Annotated in this window: 18 protein-coding genes and 2 riboswitches; of the genes, 15 read left to right on the top strand and 3 right to left on the bottom strand. The window is 37.4% G+C overall.

Annotated features, from left to right (window positions below; translation table 11 throughout):
• Nucleotides 1-40 precede the first annotated feature (40 nt).
• From pstA to FCJ93_RS22725, 3 genes are read right to left on the bottom strand one after another with little or no spacing between them, the layout of a single operon-like run.
• The gene (pstA, locus tag FCJ93_RS22735) at nucleotides 41-865 is read right to left on the bottom strand and encodes a phosphate ABC transporter permease PstA (protein WP_095311450.1); all 825 of its coding nucleotides are present in this window, start codon (nucleotides 863-865) and stop codon (nucleotides 41-43) included.
• A gap of 1 nt (nucleotide 866) precedes the next feature.
• Complete coding sequence (pstC, locus tag FCJ93_RS22730; protein WP_095311447.1) at nucleotides 867-1,781, bottom strand: phosphate ABC transporter permease subunit PstC; 915 nt, start codon at nucleotides 1,779-1,781, stop codon at nucleotides 867-869.
• 41 nt (nucleotides 1,782-1,822) lie between these two features.
• Entirely contained in the window at nucleotides 1,823-2,656 is an 834-nt protein-coding gene (locus FCJ93_RS22725; protein WP_235879574.1) for a phosphate ABC transporter substrate-binding protein, read from the bottom strand.
• Nucleotides 2,657-3,043: 387 nt separating this feature from the next.
• Nucleotides 3,044-3,192, top strand: a riboswitch (cyclic di-AMP (ydaO/yuaA leader).
• Nucleotides 3,193-3,387: 195 nt separating this feature from the next.
• On the opposite strand from FCJ93_RS22725, the gene FCJ93_RS22720 reads away from it, so the two are divergent.
• The 15 genes from FCJ93_RS22720 (at nucleotide 3,388) to FCJ93_RS22650 (ending at nucleotide 19,354) form a co-directional block, all read left to right on the top strand.
• Nucleotides 3,388-4,626, top strand: a complete 1,239-nt coding sequence (locus FCJ93_RS22720; protein WP_095311443.1) for a dicarboxylate/amino acid:cation symporter — start codon at nucleotides 3,388-3,390, stop codon at nucleotides 4,624-4,626.
• Between the two features lie 189 nt (nucleotides 4,627-4,815).
• A complete protein-coding gene (locus FCJ93_RS22715) occupies nucleotides 4,816-5,124 on the top strand; it encodes a thioredoxin family protein (RefSeq protein ID WP_095311440.1) in 309 nt (102 codons plus the stop codon).
• A 143-nt stretch (nucleotides 5,125-5,267) separates the two neighbouring features.
• Entirely contained in the window at nucleotides 5,268-6,536 is a 1,269-nt protein-coding gene (locus FCJ93_RS22710) for an MFS transporter (RefSeq protein ID WP_137744766.1), read from the top strand.
• Between the two features lie 181 nt (nucleotides 6,537-6,717).
• Complete coding sequence (locus tag FCJ93_RS22705; protein WP_170211389.1) at nucleotides 6,718-7,074, top strand: SCP2 sterol-binding domain-containing protein; 357 nt, start codon at nucleotides 6,718-6,720, stop codon at nucleotides 7,072-7,074.
• A gap of 130 nt (nucleotides 7,075-7,204) precedes the next feature.
• A riboswitch (SAM riboswitch) is annotated at nucleotides 7,205-7,308 on the top strand.
• A 212-nt stretch (nucleotides 7,309-7,520) separates the two neighbouring features.
• A complete protein-coding gene (locus FCJ93_RS22700; protein WP_137744765.1) occupies nucleotides 7,521-8,549 on the top strand; it encodes a methionine ABC transporter ATP-binding protein in 1,029 nt (342 codons plus the stop codon).
• Nucleotides 8,539-9,207 carry a methionine ABC transporter permease gene (locus FCJ93_RS22695; RefSeq protein WP_137744764.1) on the top strand — a complete coding sequence of 223 codons (669 nt, stop codon included), beginning with the start codon at nucleotides 8,539-8,541 and terminating at the stop codon, nucleotides 9,205-9,207. Before FCJ93_RS22700 ends, FCJ93_RS22695 begins: the two co-directional genes overlap by 11 nt.
• Nucleotides 9,208-9,219: 12 nt before the next feature.
• Nucleotides 9,220-10,086 (top strand): MetQ/NlpA family ABC transporter substrate-binding protein, encoded by an 867-nt coding sequence (locus FCJ93_RS22690; RefSeq protein ID WP_095311430.1) that lies wholly within the window; start codon nucleotides 9,220-9,222, stop codon nucleotides 10,084-10,086.
• Nucleotides 10,087-10,658: 572 nt separating this feature from the next.
• Nucleotides 10,659-10,844 carry a hypothetical protein gene (locus tag FCJ93_RS22685; protein WP_095311427.1) on the top strand — a complete coding sequence of 62 codons (186 nt, stop codon included), beginning with the start codon at nucleotides 10,659-10,661 and terminating at the stop codon, nucleotides 10,842-10,844.
• A gap of 776 nt (nucleotides 10,845-11,620) precedes the next feature.
• A complete protein-coding gene (gene sufC, locus FCJ93_RS22680) occupies nucleotides 11,621-12,406 on the top strand; it encodes a Fe-S cluster assembly ATPase SufC (protein ID WP_095311422.1) in 786 nt (261 codons plus the stop codon).
• Nucleotides 12,407-12,423: 17 nt separating this feature from the next.
• Nucleotides 12,424-13,734 (top strand): Fe-S cluster assembly protein SufD, encoded by a 1,311-nt coding sequence (sufD, locus tag FCJ93_RS22675; protein ID WP_137744763.1) that lies wholly within the window; start codon nucleotides 12,424-12,426, stop codon nucleotides 13,732-13,734.
• Entirely contained in the window at nucleotides 13,734-14,963 is a 1,230-nt protein-coding gene (locus FCJ93_RS22670; protein WP_137744762.1) for a cysteine desulfurase, read from the top strand. Before sufD ends, FCJ93_RS22670 begins: the two co-directional genes overlap by 1 nt.
• Complete coding sequence (gene sufU / locus FCJ93_RS22665; protein WP_137744771.1) at nucleotides 14,950-15,387, top strand: Fe-S cluster assembly sulfur transfer protein SufU; 438 nt, start codon at nucleotides 14,950-14,952, stop codon at nucleotides 15,385-15,387. Before FCJ93_RS22670 ends, sufU begins: the two co-directional genes overlap by 14 nt.
• Before the next feature lie 60 nt (nucleotides 15,388-15,447).
• Nucleotides 15,448-16,845, top strand: a complete 1,398-nt coding sequence (gene sufB / locus FCJ93_RS22660; RefSeq protein WP_095311416.1) for a Fe-S cluster assembly protein SufB — start codon at nucleotides 15,448-15,450, stop codon at nucleotides 16,843-16,845.
• A 338-nt stretch (nucleotides 16,846-17,183) separates the two neighbouring features.
• Nucleotides 17,184-17,528 (top strand): DUF3969 family protein, encoded by a 345-nt coding sequence (locus tag FCJ93_RS22655; RefSeq protein ID WP_095311414.1) that lies wholly within the window; start codon nucleotides 17,184-17,186, stop codon nucleotides 17,526-17,528.
• 428 nt (nucleotides 17,529-17,956) lie between these two features.
• Entirely contained in the window at nucleotides 17,957-19,354 is a 1,398-nt protein-coding gene (locus FCJ93_RS22650; RefSeq protein ID WP_137744761.1) for an N-acetylmuramoyl-L-alanine amidase, read from the top strand.
• Nucleotides 19,355-19,677: the final 323 nt, after the last annotated feature.

Below are 19,677 nucleotides of genomic sequence, written 5' to 3'. Positions count from 1 at the left end.
TTCTCTCCACAAATGTTGTATTCAAGTACCTCACCTCTTTTTAATAGTCGGCCTTATTTAATTTCTTCGATATGAATGTTGCAGAGAAATTAAGAATTAGAATGATTACAATGAGAACAATTCCAATTGCTGCAGCAAGCTCAATATCTCCTGCTTCTTGTGTCACTAAAAAAGAGTGAACAGTCAATGTTCTCGCAGATGAGAAAATGCTAGAAGGCATTGCAGCAACGGTTCCTGCTGTTAAGAAGATAGCAGCGGATTCTCCGATAATTCTTCCCATCGAAAGAATGAGCCCAGAGAGTATACCGGGCATAGCACTTGGCAAAATGACCTTGTATAATGTTTGAAGTTTAGTAGTGCCTAGCGCGAGTGAGCCCTCACGGTAAGTTCGAGGGACCGTCTTTAATGATTCTTCTGTAGTCCGAATAATTACAGGTAATACAATAATCGTTAAGGTTAATGATGCAGAGATAATAGACATACCTAATTTCAGTGTAGTGACAAAAAATACAGCGCCAAATAATCCATATATAATAGATGGAATACCCGTTAAGCTTTCTGTTGCAAACCGAATTAATCGAACTAATTTGCCTTGTTTTGCATATTCCTGCAGGTAAACTGCAGCAAGGATTCCGACAGGTGTAGCGATGATAAGGGAGATGGCGATTGTGTATATTGTCGTGACAACCATTGGCCATATTCCACCATCACCTGATGGGGAATAGTCGCCAAATATAAAATTAAAACTAATCAATCCCATGCCTTTATAAAAGATGTAGCCGACAATTGTAACAAGTACTGCAACTGTTAAGAAAGCTGCAAACCAAAGCAGAGTAAGTAATAGGTTATCCTTCAGCTTTCTCAACTCAATTTCCACCTTTCGAGCTAATTCTAGCCAATGTAAAATTTAAGATTAGAATAAATGAGAATAAAACAATTCCTGTTGCAAATAGCATCTCTTGATGCGTACCAAAAGCATATCCCATCTCTAAAGCAATATTGGTCGTTAATGGGCGGACACTGTCTGTTAAACTAGTCGGTATAATTAAGCTATTTCCTGCAACTAATATAACCGCCATTGTTTCTCCTATTGCTCTACCCATCCCTAGTACAATTGCTGTCATGATGCCAGACTTTGCTGCTGGTACAACAACTTTAAAGATGGTCCCAATAGGGGAAGCACCTAAAGCTAAAGAGCCTTCTCTGTAAGTCTTGGGTACCGCTCGTATAGATGTTTCTGCAACTGTAACAACTGTAGGTAGCATCATAATCGCTAACACAAGGATTACGGCAACTAAGCTTTGGCCTTTAATTAACCCTAAATGATTTTGTAAAAAAGGAACAATGATTGCAAGTCCAAAAACACCATATAAAACAGAAGGGATTCCAGCTAAAAGCTGTACGGCCGGTGAGATAATTTTGGCAATACTTTTTGGTGCAATTTCAGCTAAAAAGATGGCTGTAAGTAACCCGATAGGTACACCAATGATCAAAGCACCTATGGTTGCATATAAAGAAGCTATAATCATGGGGAGAATGCCGAATTTATCTTCGCTTGGAACCCAGTCACTTCCTAATAGAAAATCCAAAAAACGATAACCTTCTGCTAGAAATGGATGGGCACCTTTATAAAATACAAAGCAAATAATCAGTAATAAACTGATGACGGAAAGAAGTGCACAAAACAAGAATAAATTTCCTGAGAATTTCTCTAATCTATATTTTCTTTTGTTGGACTTTCCGATCTTTTCTGTTTCTTTTTTTAACGGTAGGCTTGTCATCCCTTTGACCTCCAATATTGCTTATACAAATTGAACATTTGTTATTTTATGGGGATCGCTCCTGTTTCCGCAGCAATCGCTTGTCCTTCTGGACTTAATATATAATCAATAAATCTCTGACCTTCTTCTGTAAGGCTTTCTTCTTTATGGACAAATAGGAATGGACGAGCTAAGCTATATTTTTGAGCAAGGACATTTTCTGCAGTTGCCTCCACTCCATTGACATTCACTGTAGATACAGATTCATCTATATACTCGAATGAGATAAATCCAACAGCGTGCTTATTGGTAGCAACCGTCGTTTTAATATTCCCATTTCCGCTTGCCACTATAGCATTTCTGATTAATTCTCCTGAAGAATAGCCAACAATTTCTTGAAAAGCATCACGGGAGCCTGATCCATCCTCACGGGAGACGACGACAATCTCCAAGTCATCTCCACCAAGATCCTTCCAATTGGTAATTTTCCCGGTAAAAATGTCTTTTATTTGTTCCATTGTCAAATCCTTCACTTTGTTACTTGGATGGGTGACTACAACTATCCCATCATAAGCGATAATGGTTTCTTGTAAACGTGCTTTCTCCTCTTCCTTCAATTCACGAGATGACATACCAATCTCTGAGACATCATTTATGGCATTTGTAATACCAGCCGATGAACCAATTTGATTTATTTCTATCTTAATATTATCTATTTCCTCATATTTTTCAGCTAATTTCTCAGCTAACGGACCGACCGAGGTAGAACCTGAAATCGCTAATGTATGTGAATGGTGCGCAGAGGCACCCTTTTTTTCTTCTTTTTTTACCCCGCATGCAGATAATAGTAAGGTTAAGCAGAGCATCAACATTGCCATTTTTATTTTGTATCCCAATCTTATACCCCCAAAAAATGTTATCTGTTTTCAGTTGCCTTTATTTTGCCCCAATGTAAAGAATATCGATACTTTGTAAATTGAACATTAATGATTTGTAAAGGTTTTGTAAATGTTATTGAGTGAAAATTTTAAAAAAACAAAAAATAAAAGAGGAACAGATGTATTTTACTTAATAATTTTTTTATTGAAAGTATTTCGATAAAGATTTACTAAAAATCACCGTGAAGTTTTTAAGCTTATCCTACTTGCAAATGATTATGTATACTCTATTAAAATTCAAGTTGGATATTATTACCCTGATATAAATATATTTACAAAACTGAATTTGCTATATTAAAATAATTAAGTGTTCTTGTTAGAAAAGACGAGTACGTAATAAGAACACACTAGTTTTGGCTGAGTTTCCATAAAGGAAAGCGGGGGAACCAATTTGTGCAGATTGCACTTGGGGTGAATCCTTTTTAGTTAAGGTAGGGTATTACTCTTCATCCGAATCCGACAGCTAACCCCGTAAGCATTAGGAGAGAGAATTGATGAGCTCTTGATCACGAATCATCCCCTTTCGTGATTTTTATTTTCTCCAAATGCAAAACTTCCATTAATATCCTTCAGCATCAATTTTTCTTTTAACACTCGAATCAATTTTATATGAAACGAATAGCACTTATATATTCGTAGAAGCGGAAAATGAGATTGGTTCAAGAAAACTTACTTCAAGGAGGTCATTTATGTCTCAAACTAAAAAAATTTTAATTGGCTTGGGTTTAGGAGCTATTGTTGGATTAGTAGTAAATTTTTTGGGTCAGGAAATATTCCAGTATACCGATACTTATTTATTTGGACCGTTAGGAACGATCTTCATTAATTTGATTAAAATGCTTGTTGTACCAATTGTTTTTTTCTCAATTGTCCTGGGAGTAGCAGGGTTAGGAGATCCAAAAAAACTTGGAAGAATAGGCTTAAAAACAATAAGTTACTTTCTTTTAACGACTGCGATTGCGTTAACAATTGGGATCATGCTAGCGCTTGTTGTTCAACCTGGGGCTGGCGGAGGTTTTGATCTTTCTATTACAGAAAGTGAAGGTCAACAGTTTGTAGATGCTGAGGCACCACCATTTATCGATACTCTATTAAATATGATCCCTACGAATCCTGTATTGGCAATGGCTGAAGGAGATATGCTTCAAATTATCGTCTTTTCAGTATTCATAGGATTTGCGCTCACTGTTCTAGGGGATAAAACGAGAGGCGTTTTAAATCTAATGGAACAAGGAAATGAGATCATGATGTATCTTGTTAATCTTGTTATGAAAACAGCTCCGTACGGTACTTTCGGGTTGATTGCATCAGCGATTGGGAGCCAGGGCTTTGCGGCATTTAAAGCAATGGGGTTATATTTTGTCGTTGTACTAGGTGCGCTCTTGCTTCATTCCATTTTAACTTACGGGGGAACCGTGCTATTTTTAGCAAAACGCAACCCTGTTCAATTTTTTACAGGCTTTTTCCCCGCAATGACGGTAGGCTTCAGTACATCAAGCAGTAATGCTACATTGCCTGTTTCAATGGAAACTGCTCAAAAAAACCTAAAAGTTCCTGAATCAATTAGCAGCTTTGTTCAACCGTTAGGAGCGACAATCAATATGGATGGAACAGCCATCATGCAAGGGGTTGCCACCATATTTATTGCACAGGTATATGGGGTAGAACTAACCGTTGTGCAAATTATTACAGTTATTTTGACAGCAGTTCTAGCAAGTGTTGGAACTGCAGGTGTGCCTGGTGTCGGTCTCATCATGCTTGCTATGGTCCTAAGCTCTGTTGGATTACCTGCAGAAGGTATTGCCCTTATTATCGGCATTGATCGCTTGTTAGATATGACACGTACAGCTGTCAATATAACAGGCGATGCAGCGTGCGCAGTATATATTGCAGAAACAGAAAAGAAGCATTTAGACCCTAATGTGTAGAAATTAAATAAACAAACTCAATCTTCTTACACAATCATGATCCTACTTTAGGATAAGGTGTGGAGATTAAGTTTCCTTTGAGGCTCTTCTATTACAACTTTCGAGAAGAGTCTCTTCTCGTGTTATTATATAAATAGGAATGATTATATTTTATTAGGGCAACTAAACATGTGAGGGAGCAAGCGAAATATGAAAGACTTGAGCGCACAAGATATACTCAATTTAATGGAACAAGAGGACGTTTTTTTCCTTTATTTATATACACCTCTATGTGGTACCTGTCAGGTGGCAGGAAAAATGCTTGAAATCGTGGAGAAACTATTTCCAAATGAAACTTGGGGAAAATGTGATTTGAATTATATTCCAAATTTCGCTTTAGAGTGGGAAATTGAAAGTGTACCATGCTTATTGCTCTTTAATGGGTCGCACATTATGAAGAAGGTTTATGCTTTTCATTCAGTCCCTTATTTATATGAAATAATTAAAGAAACGGTTTAAAGTCAGTGGCTTAAAAACAGTGTGACGAAAAGTTGGCTCCCTTTTGACACACTGTTTTTTAATTTTGCAATTTTTTGTTTACTTTTAATTGTTCTGGGATTATGATATTTAGGAATGCGAAATAAACAAAGGAGAACCATCACATGCCTTTTTTTCAGGAATGGTCTTCACAAATTAAAAGCTACAATCAAAATATTAAACTTTCTATTTTAGCGAATGTTTTTGCTCAAATTGGGTTTGGAATCTTCATGGTTATTTACAATTTTTATATTAGGGAGCTTGGTTATGCTGAACAGGTAAATGGTCAAGTTATTTCCCTGACATCGTTAGCAACTGCATTGATTCTTGTGCCGGCAGGAATGATAAGTGATCGTTTTGGTCGAAAAAAAGTGATGCTAATGGGCAGTATTTTAACAGGAATTGTTTTTGTTTTAAGGGGTGTTTTTGAAGCTCAAACACTTTTACTTATATTAGCGTTCATTACAGGGTTAACGATGGCTTTTATTCAGGTTTCATCCATACCTTGGCTTGCTGAAAATTCAAAGTCCTTTCAACGAGTCCATCTTTTCAGTATTTATTCAGCCGTTATGACAGGTGCGAGTGTGATTGGAAACCTGTTTGGTGGAATCTTTACTGATGTCTTTTCACTGTTTCTTTCACCGCTTATGAGTATAAGAGTAACGTTAATTATTGCAGGTCTATTTTATTTCTCTTCATTTATCCCAATATTGAAATTTCAAGAGAATCGAGTGGTCAAAAAAGAGAAAAAGCTGCCATTAAAGGAGAAAATACAGCAGCAACGAGAAGGGTTCAAAATCATCCTCCTATTCGCGATAGCACAATTAATTATAGGAATTGGAGCAGGGCTTGTTATCCCTTATTTGAACTTGTATTTTGCAGATAGATTTATGGCTTCAAACTCAATCATCGGGATAATTATTTCATTAGGCCAAGCTGCTACAGCAGTCGCGATGATCATAGGACCACTGATGGTTAAAAAGTTTGGAGAGGTAAAAGCAGTTGTTATTCTTCAATTATCATCTTTACCTTTTCTTTTACTTACAGCATACACTGAAAATTTAACATTAGCAGCAATTGGTTTTCTGTTTCGGCAGGCGTTGATGAATGCGGGAAATCCGATTCAAACGTCGCTGATGATGTCGAAGGTTAATGATTCTGTAAAAGGCTTAGCGAATTCGATAAATCAAATGGTTTTCAATCTTGGGTGGGCCGTGATGGGACCCGTCTCAACTGGAATTGTGATCATGTATGGAGCGTATTGGGGGTATGCAATAGTCTTTACGATCACAGCGTCTCTTTATTTAATTGGCTCTATTTATTTCCTTACTGTCTTTAAAAGCATAAATCGTCCAGCTGGTGCTTCGACAGCAAAATCGGCTCAATCACAATAACCAACATATTTCTCGGGAAATTTTTACATAAAAACGTTGTATTTTCAGTACAGTCACTTAAATTGATTGATGTGAGGTGTATGCTGGTATTTGTCGAATCAATTTTAAAGGGGTTTTTCTTCTTGAATCGAAATAGTTCAAGTAAAAGAAATGAAATTATTTTCATATAGGAGGGCTACCATTGCTGGAATTGCTTCGTATATTGGTTGATGAAGTAAATGAAAGAAGTCACTTAACCCCTTTATTACATAAAACAATATCTGTTCAATTGATTGCTGATGAAGAACAAGCGATTTTACAAATTGAAGATGGAGTGCTGCGGATTTATGAGGACGAAAGGAATGCCGCTAACGTTTTTATAATGGGTAAAAAACAAGTTATGGAAGCAATTATAACGGGAAATTTGAAATTGAGAAAAGCAATTGCAGCCCAAGAAGTAGATTGGCAGGGGAGTTTGAGAACCGCTTTATTATTAGAATCTTTATTTCGTCTAGCAATTCCAAACTATATCGAAAAGAGACCAAAGGCTTTCAAATAATCAATTGACTTAACTGTTAACACTTCTTAGAGGATTGGGGAATCCATTCGAGTGTTTAATATTTTCATTGACATGTTCGTTATTACATGTTATGATAACACCCATATTCAACATGGAATTTAATAGTGTGCTCTTATCAAGAGAGGTGGAGGGATGTGCCCGATGAAGCCCGGCAACCGTCAAGTGATTGAAATGGTGCCAATTCACACAAAGCATTGCTTTGATAGATGAGAGAAAGGACATTTTATAACGCATGCCTTTCTGCTTGTCTGCAGGAAGGCATTTTTATGTAGTTTGGAGACGAAAATTATTTCTATGTTGGAACAGCATGTTCTTATGAATGAAAAACGCTTGTGAGCTAAAGCTATGAATGGCATAGTTGCCAGTGTTTATAAAACTTGGTTATCTCATAAGAATAATAGGATTTAAAAGTAGGTGAATAATATTTGATTTCCATACAAAATGTGAAAAAAGTGTACTCTTCTCTCAAAGGAAAAGTTGTAGCTGTCGATGATGTCAGCATGGAAATAAATGCAGGTGAAATTTTTGGCGTAATTGGTTATAGCGGTGCGGGAAAAAGTACACTGATAAGAATGCTTAACGGTTTGGAAATTCCAACGGCGGGCTCTGTCACTGTTGCTGATAAACAAGTGTCGCAAATTAAAGGTCAAGAACTGCGCAAGGCTCGCCAAGAAATCAGCATGATTTTCCAGCATTTTAATTTACTTTGGTCTAGAACAGTTCGCGAGAATATTGCTTTCCCATTGGAAATTGCCGGTATTCCAAAGAATATCAGACTTAAAAGAGTGGATGAATTGATTAAGCTTGTTGGTCTTGAAGGTCGAGAGGATGCTTATCCCTCACAGCTAAGTGGTGGTCAAAAGCAAAGGGTGGGAATTGCACGTGCATTGGCGAACAATCCTAAAGTGCTGCTTTGTGACGAAGCGACTTCTGCACTCGATCCACAAACAACAGATTCCATTTTAGAGCTCTTGGTCGATATTAATAAACGTCTAGGTTTAACGATTGTTCTCATTACTCATGAAATGCATGTGATTCGCAAGATTTGTCATCGGGTTGCTGTTATGGAAGATGGGAAAGTGGTTGAGACCGGGAAGGTGTTAGAAGTATTCAAAAACCCGCAGCAGAAAATTACGAAGCGGTTTGTTTCGCAGGTGACAGAGCCAGAAGAAACGAAAGAAACGATTGAGCATTTACTTGAACGTTACCCTCAAGGTACGGTGATCCAATTAGGGTTTGTTGGTGAGTCTGCAGAACAGCCATTAATTACAAATCTTATTCGTAATTTCGAAGTGACCGTTAATATTTTGCAAGGCAAGATTTCTCAAACGCAAAACGGCTCATATGGTACATTGTTTATCCATATTGACGGAGAGGCTTCAGAAACTTCAAAAGCAATTGATTTTATTACGTCCCAGCAGGTTGGAGTAGAGGTGATAAAACATGATAAATGAGCTCTTTCCAAATGTGAAATGGGATAAAATGTGGGAAGCAACAGTAGAAACGCTTTATATGACAGGGATTTCGGTAGTTGCAACCTTTATTATCGGCATTATACTAGGTTTATTACTCTTTTTAACAGCTAAGGGAAATATTTGGGAAAATGCATTTGTGAATAAAATTATTAGTGCTTTTGTTAATGTATTTAGATCGATTCCTTTTATTATTCTGATTGTTCTCCTTATCCCCATTACGAAATTCTTGCTTGGTACAATGATTGGGGAAAATGCTGCCTTGCCAGCATTAATTGTTGGAGCTGCTCCCTTTTACGCAAGAATGGTTGAAATTGGCTTAAGGGAAATTGATAAAGGGGTTATTGAAGCGGCTCGATCGATGGGGGCTAAAACAAGCACGATTATTTGGAAGGTATTGCTGCCTGAATCAATGCCAGCGCTCGTTTCCGGTATTACGGTGACTGCGATTGCTCTAGTCGGCTATACAGCAATGGCTGGAGTTATCGGAGCTGGTGGACTCGGAAACCTTGCTTACTTGGAAGGATTCCAACGTTCAAGAAGTGATGTTACGTTAATGGCAACGATTATTATTTTAATCATTGTATTTGTCATCCAATTTATTGGAGATGTCATAACAAATAAATTAGATAAACGATAAGGAGTGTTTACTATGAAAAAATGGTTAACTATTTTTGCATCTTTTGCACTAATTTTATTTTTAGCTGCATGCGGAAGCACGAATAATGATGCTGAAGATGGCGGCAATGCAGATGGAGAAGGAGCTGAAACTGAAACTGAAGAAACGACTACCCTTGTTGTAGGAGCATCAAATGTTCCACATGCTGAAATTTTAGAAAAAGCGAAGCCAATTTTAGCGGAAGAAGGAATTGAACTTCAAATCGAAACGTTCCAAGATTATGTTCTTCCCAACCAAGCATTAGCGGGTGGGGACTTAGATGCGAATTACTTCCAACATATTCCGTATTTGAATGCGCAAATTGAAGAGCATGGCTATGATTTCGTTAATGCAGGTGGAATTCATATCGAACCTATCGGTGTGTATTCAAAGAAATATGATAGCTTAGATGCTTTACCTGATGAAGCACATATTATTATTAGTAGTTCTGTCCCAGATCATGGTCGTATTTTATCACTTCTTGAAAAAGAAGGCTTGATTACTCTTAAAGAAGGTATTGAAAAAACAGCAGCAACCATTGATGATATTGTCGATAATCCGAAGAACTTACAATTTGATACAGAATATGAAGCATCTCTTTTGCCACAAATTTATAATAACGATGAAGGTGACGCTGTTCTTATAAATTCCAACTATGCAATCGATGCTGGATTAAATCCACTTGAAGATTCTATTGCAATTGAAGAAAGTGATTCACCATATGTGAATGTTATTGCTGTTCGTAGTGGAGATGAAAATAAAGAAGCGATTAAAAAGCTTGTTGAAGTACTTCGTTCAGAAGAGATCCAAAACTTTATTTTAGAACAATATGAAGGTGCAGTTGTTCCAGTGTCTGAATAATCATGAGAAAACCAGTTCCATTTTTGGAGCTGGTTTTTCAATGTCGTCTACTAAGTTTATTTATTGTGGATAACTATTTAATGGGTGCATCTACGCTTAGCGTATGCAGTAAAATCTAAAAAATATTGGTAATTGGATTTTTGCAACTTAATTGTTTGTGCGGAAGTGAGTATGAATCCTAGGAACAAACTGTTTTCGATGTTCCGAAAATCTCCAGCTGTTGATTTTTGGGGATTGAGCGATCATCATCCTATGTCGAGCAAGCAAGCCTGCAAAACTATGTTGTTTTTATCATTGATGTGGTGAGTAAAGTCTACAATTAGAATGGTGTGAAGATATCGTTTATTTTAAAGGATACTGGTTGAATTGTAAGAAAAGTTAACAAGTTTCGACGCTTATTCCTGAATATTGCTATTCAAAGGGAAATATGCTTGAATTTCCATTTTGAGTTATAACCTGAGTGGTGCTAACATTAAACACGTAGTAAATCGCTTGCCTTATGTGACAAAACACGAAAGGAAGGATATTATTAGTTATTTTCGTATCTCCCTGAAAAAGGGGGCGAAACCAAAATGATGGTACTTCAGATGAATTATACGAGTGAAATGGAAAAAGCGATGCACGGAGCCCACAATGTTTGCTATGCTACCTATTGCCGAAAGCATGAAGTGAGAATGCGGGTTGAAAGACGGCGTGAACAGGAATACATTCAAAGTCAGCGTCTTGTAGCAGATTTAACTAGAAATCAATTAAGGTAATTTATAGCTCAGCACGATTTGAAGCAAGTATATAATAAGGAAGAAAAACAAAAAACCAGTGTTTTAGCTACACTGGTTTTTGTCATATGCATTGGTTTTGCCGAACTGTCATATGGACAAGCAGCTTATCTTGAGCTTATTGGAAGCAAAATAAGGTTAAGCATCCCGGCGAAATGGTTTCCGGATGATTCAAAAGTCCTGCCATGAAGATAAACGCTGTGCATGAGAGGAGGATATTCCTGATTAGGAGTTCATGCAGACAAAGAACAGAAAAAAGGGCCAAGTGTGTCCTCATAGAGGGTTCATGAGGACAAAGAACATCAAAAAGAAGACAGCTCTGTCCCACATACTATTCGCGGCCATTATACAATACAAATTAGTCCGAATTGCCAGACAGCAGCCTCAATAAAGGTGTCGCAAATATGCCTAAATCGTTTGCACAAATTAAAACAAATATTCCCTTTCTAACCTAATTAAAAATGATGTTCATTCTCACTTAGAACATCAATACATACATGGGAAGGTTACGGAAAAAAATATATTGAACAAATTTTATAACAACCGTTAAACATAAATCCTTATTATGGAGACTGTGCTGTGTCTATGTGGGAACTAGATAAAAATTTTTATGATATATTTTGCTATGTTTTAACACTGCTAAAGAGTTGCTAACACTTTTCATTTGTTATAAGATTGTAATGAGAATAAAATGAGAATCAACGATTGGCCTTGGCCAGCGAGGATAAAATCTTTTTTTATATTACGGAGGTATTATTATGGCAGGATCTACTTTAACAATTAAAGACCTTCATGTTTCAATTGAGGGTAAAGAGATATTAAAAGGAGTAAACCTTGAAGTGAAGGGTGGAGAAATCCACGCAATCATGGGACCAAACGGGACTGGTAAATCTACTTTATCATCTGCGATTATGGGTCATCCAAAGTATGAAGTAACTCAAGGCAGCATCACATTAGATGGGGAAGATGTATTAGAAATGGAAGTAGATGAGCGTGCTAAAGCTGGTCTTTTCCTCGCAATGCAATACCCAAGTGAAATTAGTGGTGTTACAAATGCAGACTTCTTGCGTTCAGCTATTAACGCTCGCCGTGAAGAAGGCGATGAAATTTCGTTAATGAAATTTATTCGCAAAATGGATTCACAAATGGAATTCCTTGAAATGGACCCAGATATGGCTCAGCGTTATTTAAACGAAGGCTTCTCTGGCGGGGAGAAAAAGCGCAATGAAATTCTCCAATTAATGATGATTGAGCCAAAAATCGCGATTCTTGACGAAATTGACTCAGGTCTTGATATCGATGCATTAAAAGTTGTTTCAAAAGGAATCAACGAAATGCGCAACCCTGATTTTGGCTGCTTAATTATCACTCACTATCAACGTCTATTGAACTACATTACTCCTGACCATGTCCATGTAATGATGCAAGGTCGCGTTGTTAAATCTGGTGGTCCTGAGCTTGCACAGCGTTTAGAAGCAGAGGGATATGACTGGATCAAAAAAGAACTTGGCATTGAAGACGAAACTGTTGGGCAAGAAGCATAAGTGTTAGGAGGATCGCAATGACTACTGAAATAAAATTACCATTTGATAAAGAGTATGTTAGCTCTTTCTCTCGGGAAATGGGAGAACCAGCTTGGTTAACGACTCTTCGTCTAGAGGCACTTGAGAAAGTGGATGCACTTCCTCTCCCTAGACCTGATAAAACAAAAATTGATAAATGGAACTTTACACAATTTGAAAAACATATTGTGAAAAGTGATGATTTCGCTTCATTAAATGATCTTCCAGAAGATGTGCGAGTACTAGTTGACATTGAGTCAGGAGATCAGAATTTATACATTCAACGAAATAATCGTCCTTCCATTCTTTCTGTATCGAAGGAACTGCAAGAAAAAGGCGTAATTTTTGTTGATATCTTTACTGCTGCTAGAGAGCATGGAGACCTTTTACAGCAGTATTTCATGAACGATGGAGTCAAGGTTGATGAACATAAATTAACCGCGCTTCATGCAGCGTTCTTAAATGGTGGAGCATTTTTATATGTTCCGAAAAATGTTGAACTTACTTCACCCATTCAATCTGTGTTCATTCATGATGAAAAAGAAGCGAATATGTTCAACCACGTATTAGTAGTTGCAGAAGATAATAGCTCAATTACTTATGTTGAAAATTATATTTCAACAGTAGATTCAGCAGAAGGAATCTTCAATATTGTGACTGAAGTGATTGCTGGAACAAATGCTAAAGTACAGTATGGAGCAGTTGATACATTAGCAAAAGGAACAACCACGTACGTAAATCGTCGTGGTGTTGCAGGAAGAGATGCTCGAATCGAGTGGGCGCTTGGCTTAATGAATGACGGTAACACGATTTCTGAGAATGTTACAAATCTTATTGGTGATGGTTCCTTTGGTGATACAAAAACGGTTGTTGTTGGACGTGGGGAACAGGTTCAAAACTTTACAACTAAAGTTGTTCACTTTGGAAAACATTCTGAAGGATATATTTTAAAGCACGGCGTTATGAAGGATAAAGCAAGCTCTATTTTTAACGGAATCGGTAAAATTGAGCATGGTGCTACAAAGTCGAATGCAGAGCAAGAATCACGTGTTCTCATGTTAAGTGAAGGGGCTCGTGGGGATGCGAACCCAATTCTACTTATTGACGAAGATGATGTAACAGCAGGACATGCTGCATCAGTTGGCCGTGTTGATCCTCTTCAGCTTTATTACTTAATGAGCCGTGGAATCTCTAAGATGGAAGCTGAAAGATTAATCATTCATGGATTTTTAGCACCAGTTGTAAATGAATTACCAATCGAAGGGGTTAAAAATCAACTTCGTGCCGTGATTGAAAGGAAAGTAAAGTAATGAATGTCGCGGATGTTCGTTCATATTTTCCGATTCTCAACCAGGAAGTCAATGGGAACCCCCTTGTTTACTTAGACAGTGCAGCTACTTCCCAAAAACCTGTTCAGGTCATGGAGGCACTTGAAACCTATTATTGCGAATATAATTCGAATGTTCATCGTGGTGTGCATACATTAGGAACGAGAGCAACAGATGGGTATGAAGGTGCAAGGGAAAAGGTCAGAAAATTTATTAATGCTAAATCTACTCAAGAAGTTATTTTTACTAGGGGAACGACAACAGCGTTAAATACAGTGGCAGCAAGCTTTGGTAAAGCGAATGTACAGCCGGGGGATGAGATTGTCATCACGTACATGGAGCATCATAGTAATATCATTCCTTGGCAACAGCTTGCAAAAGCAACAGGAGCTACGTTGAAATATTTGCCATTACAAGAGGATGGAACGATTTTACTTGCGGATGTATCAGAAATTGTTAATTCCAAGACGAAAATTGTTTCTGTCACAATGGTATCGAATGTTTTGGGAGTTATGAATCCGATTAAGGAGATTGCGAAAATTGCCCATGAACATGGAGCAGTTATGGTAGTCGATGGTGCTCAAGCAGCACCACATATGAAAATAGATGTTCAAGATTTAGATTGCGATTTCTTAGGTTTCTCAGCTCATAAAATGTGTGGTCCGACTGGAATTGGGGTACTTTATGGGAAGAAGCATTTATTAGAAAATATGGAGCCAATCGAATTCGGTGGGGAAATGATCGATTTCGTTGACCTGTATGACTCTACCTGGAAGGAGCTTCCTTGGAAGTTTGAAGGAGGAACACCGATTATTGCTGGAGCGATTGGCTTAGGCGCTGCGATTGATTTTCTAACAGAGATTGGATTGGAGAATATTCAAGCCCACGAGCATCGCTTGGCAGCCTATGCTTTAGAAAAAATGTCTGCAGTAGAAGGAATGACAATTTACGGACCGTTAGACCCGAATAAGCGTGCAGGTCTTGTAACCTTTAATATTGCAGATGTGCATCCGCACGATGTAGCTACCGTTTTAGATGCGGAAGGGATTGCTGTTCGCGCAGGCCATCATTGTGCGCAACCACTGATGAAATGGCTTAAAGCATCAGCAACTGCCCGTGCCAGCTTCTATCTGTATAACACAGAAGAAGATATTGATAAGCTTGTTGCGGGGCTTATCAAAACAAAGGAGTATTTTTCTGATGTCTTCTAATCTTGATCAACTCTACCGACAAGTCATTATGGATCATTATAAAAATCCTCGTAATAAAGGTGTCTTAGAGGATGATAGCTTAACAATTAACATGAATAACCCTACATGTGGCGATCGCATCCAATTAACTTTAAAGGTTAATGATGACAAAGTGATTGATGCAAAGTTTGAAGGAGAGGGCTGTTCGATTTCGATGTCATCTGCTTCGATGATGACACAGGCTATAAGAGGGAAATCGATTGAGGATGCCTTAAAGCTCTCAAAGATTTTTTCGGATATGATGTTAGGGAATGAATATGATGAAGATATCGATTTAGGCGATATCGAAGCACTTCAAGGAGTGGCTAAATTTCCAGCGCGAATCAAGTGTGCAACATTGGCTTGGAAGGCGATGGAAAAAGGACTCAAGGAAGATGAACAATAAAGGAAGTGTGAAAGGGCGCAATTTGGTCCTTTCCACTTTATAAAAGGAGGAAGACTTTCGATGGCTAAAAAAGCGCCTGAGATCGGTGATTATAAATACGGCTTTGCCGACAAAGATGTCTCCATCTTCCGATCAAAACGTGGTCTTACACGTGAGATTGTTGAAGAAATTTCAAAAATGAAGGAAGAGCCTCAATGGATGCTCGATTTCCGTTTAAAATCTCTAGACCACTTTTACAGCATGCCAATGCCTCAATGGGGTGGAGATTTAAATTCTTTAAACTTTGATGAGATTACGTACTACGTAAAACCATCGGAAAAAACAGAACGCTCTTGGGATGAGGTACCTGAAGAAATTAAGCAAACGTTTGATAAGCTTGGTATTCCTGAAGCAGAGCAAAAGTATTTGGCTGGGGTTTCAGCACAGTATGAGTCAGAGGTTGTTTACCACAATATGCAAGAAGATCTTGAAGCGCTAGGAATTGTCTTCAAAGATACTGACTCTGCTTTAAAAGAAAATGAAGATATTTTCCGTGAGCATTGGGCGAAAGTAATCCCACCAACAGACAATAAATTTGCTGCATTAAATTCGGCGGTTTGGTCTGGTGGTTCATTCATTTATGTACCAAAGGGAGTAAAAGTGGAAACTCCGTTACAAGCTTATTTCCGTATTAACTCTGAAAATATGGGACAATTTGAGCGTACATTGATTATCGTTGATGAAGGGGCACATGTTCATTATGTAGAAGGGTGTACGGCTCCTGTTTATACAACCAACTCACTCCATAGTGCTGTTGTTGAAATCATCATTAAAAAAGACGCTTATTGCCGTTACACAACAATCCAAAACTGGGCAAACAACGTTTACAACTTGGTTACAAAGCGTGCCGTATGTGAAGAAAACGCAACGATGGAATGGATTGATGGAAACATTGGTTCTAAACTCACAATGAAATATCCGGCTGTTATTTTGAAAGGTGAAGGTGCTCGTGGAATGACTTTATCTATCGCGATTGCAGGTAAAGGTCAGCACCAAGATGCTGGTGCTAAAATGATGCACTTAGCACCAAATACATCTTCAACGATCGTATCAAAATCCATTTCAAAACAAGGCGGTAAAGTAACGTATCGCGGAATTGTCCATTTTGGACGTAAGGCTGACGGTGCACGCTCTAATATTGAGTGTGATACGTTAATCCTTGACAACAAATCTACTTCAGATACCATTCCGTACAACGAAATCTTAAATGATAACATTTCATTAGAGCATGAAGCGAAGGTATCAAAGGTTTCTGAAGAGCAGTTATTCTACCTCATGAGTCGTGGTATTTCTGAGGAAGAAGCAACTGAAATGATCGTAATGGGCTTCATTGAACCATTTACGAAAGAACTTCCAATGGAATATGCTGTTGAAATGAACCGTTTAATCAAATTTGAGATGGAAGGTTCTATCGGATAATGAACGATTAACCCTTGTTTATCAAGGGTTTTTCTTTTTGTTTGCGCTGTATTGAATCTCAGTACTTAATTTCTTTAACTTTTACTGAATAGCATCTACAGTGCAGAAGTCCTTAGCTATTTTCTTAGATAATGACTTACTATTGTTGTGCATAATTGAGCAACTTATGAATTGGTGATTACAGCCAATTAAGTAAATAACTGAGTATTGATTTGTAAATATATTCATATGGTTATGATAAAAATGGCAAAAAGGTTTCAATCCATTATTTTCAAAGTAAATTAGGTTTAGTCTATGATGTTAAAGTAAAAAGTGGATGGAGTGCCAAATGGTAAATTATGTATCAATTACTAATTAATGCGACAAATAAACATGAATTGGAAAAACTATTGATTTTGTATATTATAGGTGTAGTAGACGGTTTAGAAAGTGAACTAGTAACTATTGATGAAGCTGAAAAATTATTATTTAGTCCTTACACAATAGATTTAGTTGATTCTAAGGGAATCTCAAAAGAAATAATAGACATTATTCATTTGGGTACTGAATTGGAAGATGTGCAAAGTTTGATACCTGATAAGTTATCTGAAAGTTTAAAAGAAATTAAAGATAAAAGTATTAAAATATTAGCAAAACAAAGCGTATACAAAATTGAGAATAAGATAATTTGCAATACTAAATAATACGGTTTCTCTTACTTTTGAGGAAGCCAGTAAAAAAGTCTTTGGGCTTGTCAAGTAACGTGTGTAGTTATTCTAGATATTTTTTCACACGTTTCTTCAGGTGGTCGTGAACTAAATAGTTGATTCATGACCATCGCCCATTGTTAAATGTTTCATAGAATAAAATATAGAGGAAATTTAGTTTACACACTTGCAATAGTCCTCAAAATTCTCGCAATGAATCATCAAATCCTCGCAATCATATCCAAAACTCCCACAAAAACCTCCGCAATCGACATCAATAATTAAAGCAGTTAAAATTTTTCACTTATTTGTCGATATGAGAATTGAATCAAAAATATAGACATTTTTTGCATGTTTCCAATTATCCAAATGAATGACTCAAAATGATTAACACATGGTAGAATGTCAAGAAGGAAGGGTAGAGCTTGAGAAAAACAGTTTTCGTTATTTTGCTAGTTTTTGTTATTTGGCCATTGACGGTTAGTAATATCCAGGCAGCGCAGCCTTTTAAGGATGTAGGTTCAACACACCGTGCTCTGGTATCAATCAATTATTTGGCGGAAGGAGGAATTGTCTCAGGTAACGGTAACGGCCATTTTTTACCGGATAAAACGGTTACAAGAGCAGAAGCAGCAACCATGATTGGAAGAGCCGTTGGACTAGATGGTACAAAAAGAAATACACGTTTTCATGACGTTGGCAGTCAGTCCTTTGCATCGGGATATATTCAATCTGCAGTTGACGCAAAAATTATTTCTGGATACGTAGATGGCAGCTTTAAACCGAACAATCCAGTTACAAGAGGAGAAATGGCGTTACTTATAAGTAGAGCTTTTCATTACAATGCAACGAATACTGCCAGTGCTGCTGAAGCATTAATGAAGAGAGGAATAGCACAAGGAATTACACAGACTGATTTTGGTTATACATATAACATAAAACGTGCTGATTTTGCCGTTTTCTTAGCTCGGTCAATCAACTATAAACTGAGGATATCGCCACAAGTAAGCTTTAATATAGAAACGGAAGTAACAGCTAGTTCTTTGAATGTGCGAACAGGTCCATCAACCGCTTATGGAGCTGTTGGTAGTATTCCAAAAGGAACAAAGGTGCAAGGTTCTTATATTGTAGGAGAATGGATGTATATTCGTTCTTCCAAGTTAGAAGGTTTCGTTAATAGCAGTTATTTAAGTGGTACGGATACACCTAAGCCAGGAGAGAATAATGGTCAATCAGTAGCCTCACAAATGATCGTGATTGATCCTGGACACGGCGGACATGACCCAGGTGCTTCAGGTTTTGGGCTTAAAGAAAAAGATGTAGTTTTAGACACAAGTTTGAAGGTAAAAGCCTTATTAGATAAGACTCCTTTCAAACTCACGATGACGCGGGAAACCGATGTATATCCTACATTAGCCAAACGTGTAGAAATTGCAAAGGCGGCAAAAGGGAATATCTTTGTGAGTATACACGCAAATAAGTTTAATGGTGCTGCCAATGGCACTGAAACCTATTATTATTCGGCTGCTACTAATCCTTACGTAGCTGATAGTAAGCTATTGGCAACTAAGATTCAAAACCGATTGCTGGCTGCATGGAATTTGAGAAACAGAGACGTTAAGAAAGGAAATTTCCATGTTATTCGTGAAAATAATATGCCTGCTGTTTTAGTAGAAATGGGTTTTATTGATAATGAAAAAGATGTTGAAAAATTAAAATCACCAGAATGGCGGCAAAAAGCAGCAGAGGCGATTTTCTACGGGATTTTGGATTTCTATAAAGAAAAAGGTTTTAATGTAACTTCTTATTATAGTATAAAATGATTGAATGAAAACAGGAACAGGAAAAATCAACTTGAGGTTAGGCATGGCTCGGTAATGTACCGGACCATGCCTTTTTGATTTTTTTAGGAAATTATAGACTTTGTAGTTGCGTATAAGGCTTTTGATAGTGTATCTACGCCTGTCCTAAGTAGTCGAGGCTTAATAAACTTCATGGGCCAGTGATAAAAAAGCTAAGTGCAACGGTACTGCACCCCAGAAGTTAGAGTTAAAAATCTAACCTCTGGGGTGTTTTTGTATGGCGAAGTATAGTGAAGAATTTAAATTAAAAATTGTAATGGAATATCTAAGGGGCAAACTAGGAT

Source organism: Robertmurraya siralis (assembly GCF_005502275.1).
Taxonomy (GTDB): Bacteria; Bacillota; Bacilli; order Bacillales; family Cytobacillaceae; genus Robertmurraya; species Robertmurraya siralis.
This window is presented reverse-complemented; position numbering and strand designations above follow the sequence as displayed.

Coding starts and splice junctions, on each gene's coding strand:
- FCJ93_RS22695 (WP_137744764.1), top strand. CDS start 8,539: ATGATAAATGAGCTCTTTCCAAATGTGAAATGGGATAAAATGTGGGAA.
- FCJ93_RS22720 (WP_095311443.1), top strand. CDS start 3,388: ATGTCTCAAACTAAAAAAATTTTAATTGGCTTGGGTTTAGGAGCTATT.
- sufD (WP_137744763.1), top strand. CDS start 12,424: ATGACTACTGAAATAAAATTACCATTTGATAAAGAGTATGTTAGCTCT.
- sufC (WP_095311422.1), top strand. CDS start 11,621: ATGGCAGGATCTACTTTAACAATTAAAGACCTTCATGTTTCAATTGAG.
- FCJ93_RS22670 (WP_137744762.1), top strand. CDS start 13,734: ATGAATGTCGCGGATGTTCGTTCATATTTTCCGATTCTCAACCAGGAA.
- FCJ93_RS22715 (WP_095311440.1), top strand. CDS start 4,816: ATGAAAGACTTGAGCGCACAAGATATACTCAATTTAATGGAACAAGAG.
- FCJ93_RS22655 (WP_095311414.1), top strand. CDS start 17,184: ATGTATCAATTACTAATTAATGCGACAAATAAACATGAATTGGAAAAA.
- FCJ93_RS22685 (WP_095311427.1), top strand. CDS start 10,659: ATGATGGTACTTCAGATGAATTATACGAGTGAAATGGAAAAAGCGATG.
- sufB (WP_095311416.1), top strand. CDS start 15,448: ATGGCTAAAAAAGCGCCTGAGATCGGTGATTATAAATACGGCTTTGCC.
- FCJ93_RS22690 (WP_095311430.1), top strand. CDS start 9,220: ATGAAAAAATGGTTAACTATTTTTGCATCTTTTGCACTAATTTTATTT.
- pstC (WP_095311447.1), bottom strand. CDS start 1,781: ATGACAAGCCTACCGTTAAAAAAAGAAACAGAAAAGATCGGAAAGTCC.
- FCJ93_RS22710 (WP_137744766.1), top strand. CDS start 5,268: ATGCCTTTTTTTCAGGAATGGTCTTCACAAATTAAAAGCTACAATCAA.